Source organism: Streptomyces sp. NPDC007929 (assembly GCF_042959065.1).
Taxonomy (GTDB): domain Bacteria; phylum Actinomycetota; class Actinomycetes; order Streptomycetales; family Streptomycetaceae; genus Streptomyces.
Genome location: NZ_JBIBKD010000013.1, coordinates 40,585 through 53,304, shown reverse-complemented (window position 1 = coordinate 53,304; position 12,720 = coordinate 40,585). Strand labels below are relative to the sequence as shown.

The 12,720-nt window shown below is 72.5% G+C and carries 12 protein-coding genes and 1 pseudogene; 9 read left to right on the top strand and 4 right to left on the bottom strand.

Annotated features, from left to right (window positions below; genetic code table 11):
- The gene (locus ACFZDE_RS34015; RefSeq protein WP_391206769.1) at positions 1-417 is read right to left on the bottom strand and encodes a roadblock/LC7 domain-containing protein; all 417 of its coding nucleotides are present in this window, start codon (positions 415-417) and stop codon (positions 1-3) included.
- Between the two features lie 45 nt (positions 418-462).
- Positions 463-2,916 carry a nitrate- and nitrite sensing domain-containing protein gene (locus ACFZDE_RS34010; protein WP_391206765.1) on the bottom strand — a complete coding sequence of 818 codons (2,454 nt, stop codon included), beginning with the start codon at positions 2,914-2,916 and terminating at the stop codon, positions 463-465.
- 434 nt (positions 2,917-3,350) lie between these two features.
- Here ACFZDE_RS34010 and ACFZDE_RS34005 point away from each other — a divergent pair, with 434 nt between their 5' ends.
- Entirely contained in the window at positions 3,351-3,506 is a 156-nt protein-coding gene (locus ACFZDE_RS34005) for a hypothetical protein (RefSeq protein WP_391005133.1), read from the top strand.
- A gap of 448 nt (positions 3,507-3,954) precedes the next feature.
- Positions 3,955-5,451 carry a glycoside hydrolase gene (locus tag ACFZDE_RS34000; protein ID WP_391206762.1) on the top strand — a complete coding sequence of 499 codons (1,497 nt, stop codon included), beginning with the start codon at positions 3,955-3,957 and terminating at the stop codon, positions 5,449-5,451.
- On the opposite strand, the gene ACFZDE_RS33995 is transcribed toward ACFZDE_RS34000, so the two are convergent.
- On the bottom strand, positions 5,448-5,852 hold the full coding sequence (locus tag ACFZDE_RS33995; RefSeq protein WP_391206759.1) for a hypothetical protein: 405 nt from the start codon (positions 5,850-5,852) through the stop codon (positions 5,448-5,450). The two genes, ACFZDE_RS34000 and ACFZDE_RS33995, sit on opposite strands and share 4 nt — an antisense overlap.
- Here ACFZDE_RS33995 and ACFZDE_RS33990 point away from each other — a divergent pair.
- The 4 genes and pseudogenes from ACFZDE_RS33990 to ACFZDE_RS33975 all read left to right on the top strand — a co-directional run.
- Positions 5,837-6,497, top strand: a pseudogene (locus ACFZDE_RS33990) (SWIM zinc finger family protein); the annotation flags it as partial. The gene ACFZDE_RS33995 and the pseudogene ACFZDE_RS33990 overlap by 16 nt on opposite strands.
- 205 nt (positions 6,498-6,702) lie before the next feature.
- Positions 6,703-7,239, top strand: a complete 537-nt coding sequence (locus tag ACFZDE_RS33985; protein WP_391206756.1) for a hypothetical protein — start codon at positions 6,703-6,705, stop codon at positions 7,237-7,239.
- Between the two features lie 5 nt (positions 7,240-7,244).
- Entirely contained in the window at positions 7,245-7,856 is a 612-nt protein-coding gene (locus ACFZDE_RS33980) for a hypothetical protein (protein WP_391206753.1), read from the top strand.
- A gap of 32 nt (positions 7,857-7,888) precedes the next feature.
- A complete protein-coding gene (locus tag ACFZDE_RS33975) occupies positions 7,889-8,527 on the top strand; it encodes a hypothetical protein (protein ID WP_391206750.1) in 639 nt (212 codons plus the stop codon).
- 47 nt (positions 8,528-8,574) lie between these two features.
- On the opposite strand, the gene ACFZDE_RS33970 is transcribed toward ACFZDE_RS33975, so the two are convergent.
- Positions 8,575-9,501, bottom strand: coding sequence for a LysR family transcriptional regulator (locus tag ACFZDE_RS33970; RefSeq protein WP_391005121.1), 927 nt, complete (start codon positions 9,499-9,501; stop codon positions 8,575-8,577).
- A 211-nt stretch (positions 9,502-9,712) separates the two neighbouring features.
- Here ACFZDE_RS33970 and ACFZDE_RS33965 point away from each other — a divergent pair, with 211 nt between their 5' ends.
- The 3 genes from ACFZDE_RS33965 to tap all read left to right on the top strand — a co-directional run bounded on the left by ACFZDE_RS33965 (position 9,713) and on the right by tap (position 12,719).
- Complete coding sequence (locus ACFZDE_RS33965) at positions 9,713-9,970, top strand: hypothetical protein (RefSeq protein WP_391206747.1); 258 nt, start codon at positions 9,713-9,715, stop codon at positions 9,968-9,970.
- Complete coding sequence (locus ACFZDE_RS33960) at positions 9,967-10,338, top strand: fic family toxin-antitoxin system, toxin component (RefSeq protein ID WP_391005117.1); 372 nt, start codon at positions 9,967-9,969, stop codon at positions 10,336-10,338. Before ACFZDE_RS33965 ends, ACFZDE_RS33960 begins: the two co-directional genes overlap by 4 nt.
- A gap of 89 nt (positions 10,339-10,427) precedes the next feature.
- On the top strand, positions 10,428-12,719 hold the full coding sequence (gene tap, locus ACFZDE_RS33955; protein WP_391206744.1) for a telomere-associated protein Tap: 2,292 nt from the start codon (positions 10,428-10,430) through the stop codon (positions 12,717-12,719).
- The last annotated feature ends 1 nt before the right edge of the window (position 12,720 follow it).

The following is a 12,720-nucleotide window of genomic DNA, read 5'->3' as shown; positions in this document are numbered from 1 at the left end:
TCAGACCGCTGGCTCGTTCGGGCGCGGCGCCGCGCTGAGGTGCTCCCCGATCTTCTTCACCAGCATGTTCATCTGGTAGGCGACCACGCCGACGTCGGCACCGGCGCCGCTGAGGACCACGAGGTGCGCGCCGGGTCCGGCCGAGGTGAGGATCAGATATCCGTGCGCCATCTCCACGAGCGCCTGGCGCACCGGGCCGCCGCGGACGCCGGTGCTGATGCCCTTGCTGAGGCTCATCAGCCCGGCCGCGGTCGCCGCGACCCGCTCCGCCTCGTCGCGCGGGAAGGCGAGGGATCTGCTGATGACCAGTCCGTCCTCGGAGAGCACCACGGCGTGCTGCACATCGGCGACCCGCTCCACGAGTCCGGTCAGCAGCTGGTCCAGCTGGGTGTGGGTGGCGGGGCTGGGCTGGGTCATGATGGTGTTCCTTGTCGGCGATCGTCGTAAGGGATCGGGGTGGCCCTACTGCTGCGCGGCGCTGTCCCGGGCCCGGAGCGTGCCGCGCTGGAAACCGGCCAGAGAGGCGCTCGCGTCCTCCGCGCTGAACTCCGCCGTGCCGTCGCCGGCTTCCGCGCCGGGCTCCCCTGCCGTGTCGGCGGCGGCCGCTCCGACGCGCAGTTCGGCGGCCAGGCTGGTCTGCGGCACCCGGCGGGGCAGCGGGGCGGGGCCGCCCTCCCAGAGCCGAGGCCGCGCCACGGCGCCCGGCACGGAGGCGGGGGCTGCCGCGTCGGCCGGTACGGAGTCCGGCCGGGCGACGGCGGCCGCGGGGGCGTCGGTTGCGGGGGTGTCGGTTGCGGGCGCGGGGCCGGTTGCTGCCGCGCGGCCGTCGGCAGCGGGCGCGGAGCCGTCAGCTGCGGGCGGTGGAGCGGAGGCGGCGGGGGAGTCGGCGGGGGAGTCGGCGGAGGGGGCCGCGTCGGACTCGGTGCGTCCGGGGCGCCCGGCGCCGGCCGTGGCGGGCCCGGCCGTCGTGGTCCCCGGCGCCGGGGTGTCCCGCACCACGATGCCGTGCGGGATCAGCACGACGGACGTGGTCCCGCCGTAGGGCGAGCGGCGCAGGGTGACGGTGATGCCGTGGCGGTGGGCGAGGTGGGAGATCACGAACATGCCGAGTCTGAGGTCCTCGGCGAGCCCCACGACGTCGAACTTCACGGGGTGGGCCAACTGCGTGTTGAGGGCGGCGTAGTCGTCCTCGGACAGCCCGAGGCCCTGGTCCTCGATCTCCAGGGCCAGACCTCTGGCCACCAGGGCCGCCCGCACCGTGACGGGGCTCGGGGCGGGTGAGTACGCGGTGGCGTTGTCGATCAGCTCGGCCAGCAGATGGATCACGTCGGCCACGGCGGGCGGCGCCAGCGCGACGTCCTCCTCGGTGTGCGTCCGGACCCGCTGGTACTCGGAGACCTCACCGATGGCGCTGTGCACGATGTCCGTCACCGCGACGGGCCGGCTCCAGGACCGGCCGGGCCGCTCGCCGCTGACCACCACGAGGTTCTCCTCGTAGCGGCGCAACTGGCTGGCGATGGAGTCGAGTTCGTACAGCTCGGCGAGCAGCTCCGGGTCGCTGTGCCGGCGCTCCAGGGCGTCGAGCCGGCCGAGCTGGCGGTTGACCAGGTTCTGGCTCTGCCGCGCGATACCGAGGATGACCTTCTGGAAGCCGCTGCGGGTCTGGGCGAGTTCGACCGCCGTCCGCACCGCGGTGCGCTGGGCGGTGTTGAACGCCTGCGCGACCTGGCCCAGTTCGTCGTCGCCGTGGTCCAGCGGGGTGACGGCCGCCTCCGTGTCGACCTTCTCGCCCCGCTCCAGCCGGGCCACCACCTCGGGCAGCCGGTGCTCGGCCAGGTTCAGGGTGGCCATCCGCAGACCGTGCAGCCGCCGGGACAGCGAGCGGGTGATCCGCCAGGACAGGCCGACGCACAGCAGTACGGCGATCAGGCCGCCGATGCTCAGCGCCGCGGCGGTCAGCAGCAGCTCGCGGGCCCGTTCGGCGCTGCTGTCCAGCAGTGCGGTGGTGTGCTTCTGGATCGCCACCTGGTACTGCCCGGAGATCTCGGCCACAGCCGCGTTCCAGCGCTTCTGCCCGCGCGGCAGCGCGACGCGCCCGCCGTCGTCCGGGGTATGGGCCGCGAGCACCTGGTCCTCGATCGTGCGCAGGGTGCGCCACGGCGTGCTCTTCAGACCCTGCTCGGTTTCGAGGCCGCGCACACGGCCGCCGGCCATCAGCGGCACGAGCTGGTCCTCCAGCAGCCACCGGCGGGTGTGGGTGAACTTCGCGAAGTCCTGCCAGGCCGACTCCTGGAAGTGTCCGGACGGCCAGGCCAGGGTGAGCCGCGCGTCCTCCCGGGCGAGCAGCTCCGCCGCCTGCTCCAGAGGGAAGAGGGGGGAGGCCTGAGCTGTCAGCTCCCCGTCGTCGACCTGGGAGAGATTCTGGAACGCCTGGATCTGCGCGTCGACCATCCTGTCGTAGCCCGTGAGGATGTCCTCGCGGGCGCCGCTGCCCGGATCGTCGACCCGGTCGCGGGTGGCCTGCAGGTCCCCCAGCGCATTGAGGAACGTCAGAAGGGAGACGGCGGTGCGCTCCGGGGCGTCCGCGACCAGGTCCGACCGGGCGGTCAGCTTCGCCACCGCCACGTCGGTGGCCTCGCGCTGCTCGTCGAGCGCAGCGGTGGACGTGCGCGGCGAGGCCAGCTTGAGGGCGGACAGCTTGCGTTCGCGTTGCAGGGCGAGCATCGCCTCGGTGCCGAGTGCGCCGGTGGACCGGCTCAGTTCCGTCTGGGAGCGCAGCCGCAGCCCCTCGGAGAGGATCTGCACCGTCGTCATGCCCCAGACGGACGCGAGGGTGATGCCGGGCACCAGTGCCAGGAGGATCAGCGAGAGGCGTATGGAACCGAGTCGGCGCCGGGCGCCTGCCCATCGAGACATCGTGGTCCTAAGACGGATAGGTCGGAAGGGACGGTGGTGGAGGGGCAGGGAGCGGACGCGGGGATGGGCGTCGACCGGTGCCGTCACAGGGGGTGGCCAGATGGTAACCACACATCCGGGTCGTGAGAGGCCGGCCGACGGGAACCGGGAGGGCCCCGCGAGCACCCGCCGACGGGGGCCGGCCGCACGGCGGCGGAGCCGCGGCGCGGCCATGACCTCGGGATCCGCCGGGCCCGGGCCGTCCGCCAAGACGGCCGATCGGCGCAGGACACGGGGCCTGTGACCGGTGCGCCCGGCTCCCCCGAAGGGCCGGTCGCGGGCGCGGCCAAGACCCGTACAAGCCAGAACGAGCACCACCCGGCACGCGACTGACACCGTGTCGGCGGCCGGCGGGAGGGGCGCTAACCGCGCGCCCATCCTGAACACTTCGATCGATGTCTCACGCCCGGCCGCGCATGATGTGCCTGATGGACGGGGGCCGTCGGGAGGCGATCCGGCTGGGGGCCTGCGGCAACATCGCCGAGCCGTACCCGAGCCTGTGGACGCCCCGCTACGACCGTCAGTACAACTACACGAGCGTGTGGGGCTGATGCACACGAGCGTGTGGGGGCTGATGGCACCGGGTGTCCCGGGGCCCGCACGGACCGATGAGCCAGGCGCGGCGGGCACAGGGGGACCCGCCGCGCCGACCCGTGAGGTGCCCCGCGCACCTTGCGCCGGCGTGAGGATTCCCGGACCGCCCGGCTTGCGGCGCGGGCCCGCCAGGCCTCCTGGCAAGGTGCCCGGCGGATTCCGGCAGCCCCGAAGGCCCCGCGCAGCGCGCACCGGGAGTGAGCGATCCGGCGTGCGCGGACACCGCTTCCCACCTCAACGCGAGCCGTACAGCTGCCCGTTCACCCGCAGACCCGGCCACCGCGCCCACCCCTTCCTCAAACGGTTTGCGGAAGGCTCGTCGAAACTCTGGACGAGCCCCCGGGCGGCAGCCGATGCTTCCCGGCAGCCGAACGGGACCGGGCTGCCGCACGAACGGAGAAGCACATGATCGGACGAAGAACCCTCCTGGCCGCCACCGGGGCGGGACTCGTCAGCGCGACGCTGGCGACCGGCACGGCACGCGCCGACGCCACGGTCGCCGTCGATCCGGCGACGGACCACGGCGTCTGGGAAGGCTGGGGCACCTCGCTGTCCTGGTGGGCACGGGCCCTCGGCGACCAGGACGTCTTCGCCGACCTGTTCTTCACGACGAACCAGGTCACGTACAAGGGCCAGTCCCTGCCCGGCCTCGGCTTCAGCATCGCCCGCTACAACGCCGGCGCGTGCAGCTGGAACCAGACGGCCGGCGGCGACCGGATGGTCGTCTCCGACAACATCCAGCCCTGGAAGCGCATCGAGGGGTTCTGGCAGGACTGGACCAGCGAGGACCCCGCCTCCTCCGCCTGGAACTGGGACGCCGACGCCAACCAGCGCGCCATGCTGCTGAAGGCGACCCAGCGCGGGGCGAAGAGCGAACTGTTCGCGAAGTCCCCCATGTGGTGGATGTGCAAGAACCACAACCCCTCGGGCGCGGCCCAGGTCCACCAGGACAACCTCCAGTCCTGGAACTACCGCAGCCACGCCTCCTACCTGGCCACCGTCGCCTGGCGAGCGAAGACGCAGTGGGGCGTGGACTTCGTCTCGGTGGAGCCCTTCAACGAGCCGTCCGCCGAGTACTGGTACGCCCAGAACAAGCAGGAGGGCTGCTACATGAGCCGCGGTGTGCAGAAGGCGGTCCTTCCCCATCTGCGCGCCGAACTGGACAAGCGCGGCCTGACCGACACCATGATCGCGGCCTCCGACGAGACCAGCATCACGGCCGCCCTCACCACCTGGAACGCCTTCGACGCGTCCACCCGCGCCCTGGTGGACCGCGTGAACGTCCACGGCTACGAGACGGGCACCCCGCCCCGCGCGCAGCTGTACGACGAGGTCGTCACCCGGTCCGGCAAGGGCCTGTGGGTGTCCGAGGTCGGCAACGGGGACGGCGGCGGCTTCTCGATGGCCCTCGGCATCCTCGCCGACCTGCGTCAACTGCGGCCCACCGCCTGGGTCTACTGGCAGGCGATGGACAACAACGTGAACTGGGGGCTCCTCGACTACACGCCGGGCACCGGTTACGGCGTCCTGCCCGACACCCCCGCGCAGCCCGGCTCGGTGCGCGCCAAGTACCACCTGATGGCGCAGTTCAGCCGGCACATCCGGCCCGGCATGAAGATGCTCTCCACCGGCGACCCGATGGCGGTCGCGGCGCTGGACGAGCAGAGCGGCAAGCTGGTCATCGTGGTCGCCAACAACGGCAGCACCCTGCGGAACATCACCTTCGACCTGTCCCGCTTCTCCGCGGTCGCCGGCCGCCCCGACGGCGTGGTGCGCCGCTGGAACACCGGCGCCGGCGACACCTACCGGGAGCGGACCGCGACCCTGGACGGCAAGTCCGTCACCGTCCCGGTGAACGCGAAGTGCCTGCAGACGGTGGAGGTGGAAGGCGTCATCGCCTAGGGAGTCATGGCATCCAGCAGGCGGCGCGCGCTCTTCAGGACGAGGGAGGAGCCCCGCCGGGCCGCCAGCTCGGCGAGGCCCTCGACGGGTGGCGGTCGACGGCGGCTGCGCTCGGCGCACTCGGCGGCCAGGGTGAGCAGCTTGCCCAGGCCGGCCGCCGGCACCGTGCCGTCGGTGAGCCGGCCGCTGAGCAGACCGGCCGGCACGATCGCCACGTCGGGGTGCGCCCCGCCCTGCGCGGCCGTGGCGAGGGACTCCACGACCCGGGAAACCTTCAGACAGCCGAGGCCGGTCAGGAGTGCGGCGAGGTCCCGGCCGAACTGCTCCTCGTCGAGGTCCTGACGCGCGGCGAGCATGAGGAAGGCGTCGGCGGCGGCGACCCGTTCGGCGGGCCGAGGCACACGCCCGGTTCTTCGCGGGCTTCCTCACCTCCCCCCAGGCGGCGGCGCGCGGTCTGCTCGCCGTGGCGGACGTGGCCGCCGCCCGCTACTACCAGGCCACCCGGCCCGGACTCCTCGACCCGGTGGTGACCGGCAACGGGGACCGGCTGCGGTTCGAGTCCTTCTCCGGCTGCTGCGGGGTCTACGCCCGCCTCGATGTCCTGCGGGACGGACTCGACGGCGCCGAGACAGGTCATGGCACGACCGACGTCGACGTCAACGCCCCACTGCGACAGGCCCTTTCCCGCTCACGGTGGCCCGGGTGAGGCCGCCCTGACCCGGCTCGCCACCTCGGGCAGGATCGGCTACGACATCGCCGACGCCTGCTACTTCCACCGTGAGATGCCCTGCGACACCGCCCGCGCCGAACGGCACAACCCGCGGCTGGTCGCGGCGCGGGAGCTGGTGTCCTCGGGCGCGGTACGGCTGGACGGGGCGCTCGCGGCCGTCGCCTCCGGGGACGTCACCCACCAGGTGCGCGAGCACGGCGGCGCGCTGAGCTGCACCTGCCGGTGGTGGGCCGACCACCGTGGCCGGCGCGGGCCGTGCAAGCACGCCCTCGCGGTAGGCATCGTCCGGCGGGCGGCGGCCGGCGGCACCCGCTGACCAGGTCCCGCCCCTCGGGTTCACAAGGCCGGGGCACGTAATAAATCAGGACCTGTCGGGCATCGCGTGAGGATGCCCACGGCATTCACAACAACCCTTGTTCGACCGGTTGTTGTCATGACGGCACATGCCACGATGACGACCCGCCGGAGGAAACCGTGCGGTGGCCGGGCCCCGGCCACCGCACGCGAAGGGGAGGACGCGCATGGGGAAGAGGAAACGCCGCAACACGAAGGCGGTGATCACGGGTGCGGGAATCCTGGGAGTCGTCTGCGCGGCGGCTTTCACCATCGGCTCGGCCGGGGCCGCGCCCGACGAGTCCCGCAAGCACTGCGCCGTCAACGTCGGCAACGAGGAGGAGCAGTGCTTCGGTACCGCGCAGGAGGCCAAGGAGTACGCCGAGGTCAGGATCAAGGACGACGCGCTCGGCGCCCAGACGGGCGTGGAGCAGCCCACTGACGTTGTAATAGGCACCCTTTTCAAGAACCGGCGGTACGGAGGGGAGTCCATCACCCTGTGGGGGAGCCGCCCGTGCGGCAAGGAGCGCGAGACCGGCTTCTACTTCAACCTTCCCGACGACTGGAAGGGCAAGGTCTCCTCCGTGCAGGGCTGGGCGGAGTGCGAGGTCACCCTGTACTCACAGCCCTATCTCGGCGGCGTCGCCTCACCCCGGTTCCCGGACCTGACACCGGCACTGGAGGAGCAGTGGAACGACTACGCCGAATCCATCGAGTTCCGGTGACGCCGATGAAGCCGCACCGCCGCGCCCGCTGGGCGGGCGCCCTCGCCGTGCTGTTGGCGGGCAGCAGTCTGCTGACCGCCCCCGCCGCCCAGGCCGAGGAGCCCCGCCCCACCGACGCCGAACTGCTGGCCAAGTGCGAGAACGGCACCAAGAAGTGCGTGTTCCACCCCAGCGGCCCGCTCGTCGAGACGGCCGGAAAGCGCCGCAAGGTGGGGGACGAGGCCTACAACTGCACGCCACGCCTGCAGCGTTCGGGCATCACCTGGTCGGACACCGTGGAGGAGACCAACAGCGTCGGCACCTCCGCGACCATCGGCACCGGCTTCGGAGGCCCGCTCTCCCTCAGCGTCTCCACGTCCTTCGAGAGGACATGGAACAAGTCCAGGACCGAGAGCGCCACCACGTTCGTCGACGTGCGGCCGTACCAGGTGGGCTGGCTGGAGCGGACCCCCGATCTGCAGAAGGTCAAAGGCACCTACGAGCTGATCTTCAAGGACCGCTTCGAGGGCAAGCGCTACTGGTACGTCCCCTTCGAGGCCACCGCCCCGCTGGAGACCAGCAGCATGGTGCAGCGGACCCGGCCCATGACCAAGGACGAGAAGGCGAACCACTGTTGAGGACACACACGCGCAGGAAGGAGACCCGCACCGTGACGCGCTCACGCAACCGCGCCCTGGGGGCCGGCGTGCTGACCCTGCTGTTCGCCGGTGGCAGCCTGGTGTCCGTCCCCGCCGCGCAGGCCGAGGAACGGCGGCCCACCGCCAAGGAACTGCTCGCGAAGTGCGACAACGGCACCAAGAAGTGCGTCTTCCACCCCGAGGGCGCTCTCACGATCAGCCCGGGCAAGGACCACCGGGTCGGCGACTTCGCCTACAACTGCACCCAGGACGACCAGACCTCCTCACGGGCGTGGGAGGACACCACCGGGGAGACCAACAGCCTGAGGGTGGCGCTGAAGGAGGACGTGGAGGCCAACTTCCTCGGATTCATCAAGGTGTTCAAGGCGTCCTTCGAGCAGTCCTACACCCGCACCTGGTCCTCCTCTCACACCGAGACCCAGACGACGTTCATCAACGTCCCCGCGCAGCACGTCGGATGGGTGACCCGGGCGCCCAAGATGCAGAAGGTCAAGGGCACCGTCGAGCTGATCTTCAAGGACCGCTTCGAGGGCAAGCGCTACTGGTACGTCCCCTTCGAGGCCACCGGCCCCGCCGAGGGCGAACCCAGCGTCAAGACCCAGCGCACCCGGCCGATGGCGGCGAAGGAACGCTCCACGTACTGCTCGTAGGGCGGCATATGACTGCTCGTGGCGCGGCACATGACTGCTCGTGGCGCTCACGCGCCGAGATCGGCCCGGGGGTGCCCGGCCGCGGTCGTGAGGGCCGCGAGCAGCTGGGGCAGGCCGGGCGGTGTGGCCAGCATGCTCCACACCGCCGAGAAGCGCCCGAGCGGTGCCCGCTCCAGCTCCAGCGGCACCAGACCCTGCGGGAGATGCGCCGTGACGGACTCGGGCTGGAGCATCACCGCCCTGGTGGTGGTGAGACGGGCGTGGGCGAGGCTCAGCCAGGTCTGAGTGACATCCGGGGCCGCACCCGCGGCCGCGGCGATCCGGTGGACCGCCCGCCAGTACCCCGGGTGACTGGAACGCGGCCAGCTCAGCCACTCGTATGCCGCCAGCTCCGCGAGGTCCACCCGGCCCCGCTCCGCCAGCGGATGCCGCGCCCCGACCACGGCGCACCACGGTTCGCGCCCCAGCTCCTGACTGGCCGTCCGGCTGCCGCCGAAGGTGAGCTCCAGCCCGACGCCCAGGTGCACCCGCCCCTCGGCCACGGCCGCGCGCAGATCGAGCTCGGAGTACTGCTCGCTGCGCAACTGGACGTCCGGCGCGCTGCGGGCCAGCAGCCCGGCGGCCCGGGGGAGCAGCCGGGGCGCAGCGGCCGCGGTGTGCCCCACGACCAGGACCGTCCCGCCCCGCTCCGCCACCTCGCGGGCGTCGACGATCGCCTCGTCCAGGGCCTCCAGAAGCGGCTGCACCCGCTCCTGGAGCAGCCTGCCGGAGCGGGTGAGACGGACGCTGCGCGTGGTCCGCCGGAACAGCTGCACGCTGAGGCTGGCCTCCAGCCCGCGCACCTGCGACGACACCGCCTGCTGGGTGAGGTAGAGCCGGGCGCCGGCCCGGGTGAAGCTCAGTTCCTGCGCGACCGTCATGAAGGTCCTGAGCAGACGGATGTCCAGGTCGGCGTCGGGTCCCGAGTTCCCCATGTGCGCTCCTTCGGCCGGCCCCGTGCGCGCCGCGCCACCGGCGCGCCCTTCTGTACGGAGCCGTACGAGCGTGCGCTCCGGCGGGCTCACGACCCGCGCGCGCTCCCCGGTCACCGGCCCCGTGACCTGCGGCGATGCCGGAGAACGCGCAGGGCCGGTGCACATTGAGCCATGGGTACCGCGTCTGCTACCACCCTGCTACCATGTGGCGATGACCTCCGCGAAGAAGCAGACGCAGGTGCGGCTCGAAGAGGATGTGCTCGCGGCCGGCAAGGCCGCCGCGGCCGCCCGCAGCCTGGACTTCAACCGGTACGTGGAGCGGCTCATCATCGAGGACACCACCGGCGCCCGCGCGGCCGGCATGGCGGCGGCCCAGCGGCTCATCGACGAGCACGGCACCTTCCTCGACGATCTGGAGCGGCAGCTCGACGCGCCGTACGGTGACGCGCAGCGCGGCGCCGCCGCGTGATCCTGCACGTCGACGAATCCTGGATCCTCGAAGTCGCCGAACGGGCCGGGCGGCGCGACCCGGCCGCCGACGACTACGGCGTGCCCATCGCCGCCGTGGCCCGCCACCGCGGCGAACTCCTCGACACCCCCGTCTACGACGGCGCCTACGCCCGGGCCGCCGCCCTCGTGCACAACCTCGGCCGCTGCCGCTGGCTGGAGCGCTCCAACCTCACCGTGGCCTGCGCCGTCGCCGTCATGTACCTCGAGGCCAGCAACATCCCCGTCAACCCCACCCGCGAACAACTCACCGCCCTCGCGCACGAGTTGAACAACCCGCGCTGCACCGCCGCCCGTATCGCCGCCTTCTTGCGCACCTGGAAGCCCTGAAGCCCCGGGAACCCGACCCCGAACGGGTTAAATGGGCAGGTTAAAGGTGAGGGTAAGGGGCTGCTAGTGTCCGGTGCGGAGGTACGGACATGGCATCCGAGGAAGAGCTGTTCGCCAACGTGGACGAGCTGCTGGAGGAAGAGCCGCAGCTCCCGCGCCCCGCGGAGCGCGCCCGGCTGCGCGAGGCCGCCGGCATCACCCAGGCCCGCCTCGCGAACGCCCTGAAGACATCGACCCAGACGGTCAAGAACTGGGAGAACGGCAGGTCCGAGCCCAAGGAGCCACGCCTGTCGGCCTATCAGCGGCTGCTGAAGGGCTGGGCGGCGAAGTACCCGCCCCACATCGCCCCGCCCCACATCGCCCCGTCCCCCATCGCCGCGCCCCACACCGCCCCGTCCCCGACACCCGCGATCCGGGCCACCGCGCCCGCCCCCGCCACGGCCGACGGCTCCGCCACCGTTCACGGGACAACCGCGACCGGCACCGCCCCCCGGACCGAACCGGGCACGGACCCCGAACCCCACCCCGCAGCACCAGAACCCCACCCCGCAGCACCCGAGTCCCACCCCGCAGCACCCGAACCCCACCCCGACGCGCCGGTGGGCACCCCGGCCGCGCCCGCCCCCTCCCCCCGTCCACGGCGTCCCGCCGCCCCCCGCGCGGCACTGCCCGCCTCCCGCCGCCCGGCCCCCCGGGGGCCCGCCGCGCCCGCCGCCGATCCGCGCTTCCCGCACGGCCCGCTCGCCGTACTCGACGGCGACGGATCGGCGTACGGCGTCGACGGCCTCGTGCTCGACTGCCCCGCCACCACGATTCCCGAGCTGGTGGAGTGGACCCTGCGCGAGTCCGGCCTCGGGGCGCCGCGCCTGCACCGGCACGGCAAGGACTCCGACCCGCTGATCGTGCTCACCGCCGACGCCGCCGTGAAACTGGGGCTGCCGGAACGCCTGGAGGGCCACGAGCAGCGCCGCTCGCTGCGCCTGCCCGACGACCACCCCGTCGTCAAGGAGGTCAAGAGGGCCAAGTGGCAGCTGACGCAGCGCGGGTTCGGCCCGTGGGCGCGCGTCTTCCGTACGGCGCAGGGCACCCGGCGGCAGTGCGTACAGCTGGCGATCCTGTCGTGGGACGCCCTCGACGAGCGGTCCTGGCCCGGGGTCACGGACATGGAACCGGCCGAGGTCGCCCGCGTCCTCGGCGTCTACGCCCAGCGCGTCATCACCCCGCGCGGCAGCACCGCCGTCTCCGGGCTGGAGCTGATGACGGCGCTGCGCCCGCCCACCCGCGCGGTGCGGGACGAGGCGAGCGGGAACTGGGTGCCGGGCCACAACCCCGGCTCGCTCGGGACACAGCCGATGGACCCGGCGCCCCCGGAGGCCACCCAGGAGCACCCGGTCGTGGCCGGCTCGGGCTGGAGCGGCGGCTTCCTGAACGAGGAGGCCTACCAGTGGGTCCGCGACGTCGACCTGCTGAGCGACGAGGAGTGCCATCTGCCCTGGGCGGTCGGCCTGGACCTCAACACGGCGTTCCTCGCCGCCGCCTCCCGCCTGGTCGTGGGCCTGTCCGCCCCCGACCACTTCCGCGCCCCGACGTTCAACCCGAAGATCCCCGGCTCCTGGCTGGTCGACCTCTCCCATGTCGAGGTCGACCCCCGGCTCCCCTCGCCGTTCACCCCGAGCGGTGAACGCCCGACCGGCCCGGCCTGGTACCAGACGCACACGGTCGCCTACGCCCAGGAACTCGGCTACAACGTCCAGCCCCTGGAGGCGTATCTGCGCCGGGAGACCGGCGCCTACCTGGACCCGTGGCACGACCGGCTCAAGACCGCCTACCTCGACACCCTCGCCGACCTCGGGGTCACCAAGGACCTGGACGACCGGGGGTTCCTCGCGGCGATGGAGCGGCACAAGGACGAGGACCCCGCCCTGGCCGCCGTCCTCGCGGCCGTCAAGGCCACCGTCAAGGGCGGCGTCGGCAAGCTGCGCGAGCGACCGCAGGGCCGCCGCTACCGGGACGGCGAGCGCTGGCCCGCCCTCGAACGCCCGACCTGGCGCCCCGACATCCGCGCCGCCGTCATCTCCAAGGCCCGCGTCAACATGCACCGCAAGCTGCTGAACATGGCCACCATGACCGGCCTGTACCCGCTCGCCGTGCTGTCCGACTGCGTCGTCTACCCCAGCCCCGGCCGCTCCCCGCTGGACTTCCTGCCCTACGCGGCCTCCGGCAAGCCCCAGCCCGGCGGCTTCCGCCTCGGACCCAGCCCCGGCATGGCCAAACCGGAGGGCGTGCAGGAGATGCTGTGGGCCGTGGACCTGATGGAGAAGGGCTTCAACCCGGCACGGCACATCAAGGGCGGCGACGCCGTCCTGGACGAAGGCGAGTAGG

Excerpts from the sequence above, each read along its gene's own strand:
- ACFZDE_RS34015 (WP_391206769.1), bottom strand. The coding sequence starts at position 417 with ATGACCCAGCCCAGCCCCGCCACCCACACCCAGCTGGACCAGCTGCTG.
- ACFZDE_RS34010 (WP_391206765.1), bottom strand. The coding sequence starts at position 2,916 with ATGTCTCGATGGGCAGGCGCCCGGCGCCGACTCGGTTCCATACGCCTC.
- ACFZDE_RS34005 (WP_391005133.1), top strand. The coding sequence starts at position 3,351 with ATGTCTCACGCCCGGCCGCGCATGATGTGCCTGATGGACGGGGGCCGT.
- ACFZDE_RS34000 (WP_391206762.1), top strand. The coding sequence starts at position 3,955 with ATGATCGGACGAAGAACCCTCCTGGCCGCCACCGGGGCGGGACTCGTC.
- ACFZDE_RS33985 (WP_391206756.1), top strand. The coding sequence starts at position 6,703 with ATGGGGAAGAGGAAACGCCGCAACACGAAGGCGGTGATCACGGGTGCG.
- ACFZDE_RS33980 (WP_391206753.1), top strand. The coding sequence starts at position 7,245 with ATGAAGCCGCACCGCCGCGCCCGCTGGGCGGGCGCCCTCGCCGTGCTG.
- ACFZDE_RS33970 (WP_391005121.1), bottom strand. The coding sequence starts at position 9,501 with ATGGGGAACTCGGGACCCGACGCCGACCTGGACATCCGTCTGCTCAGG.
- ACFZDE_RS33965 (WP_391206747.1), top strand. The coding sequence starts at position 9,713 with ATGACCTCCGCGAAGAAGCAGACGCAGGTGCGGCTCGAAGAGGATGTG.
- tap (WP_391206744.1), top strand. The coding sequence starts at position 10,428 with ATGGCATCCGAGGAAGAGCTGTTCGCCAACGTGGACGAGCTGCTGGAG.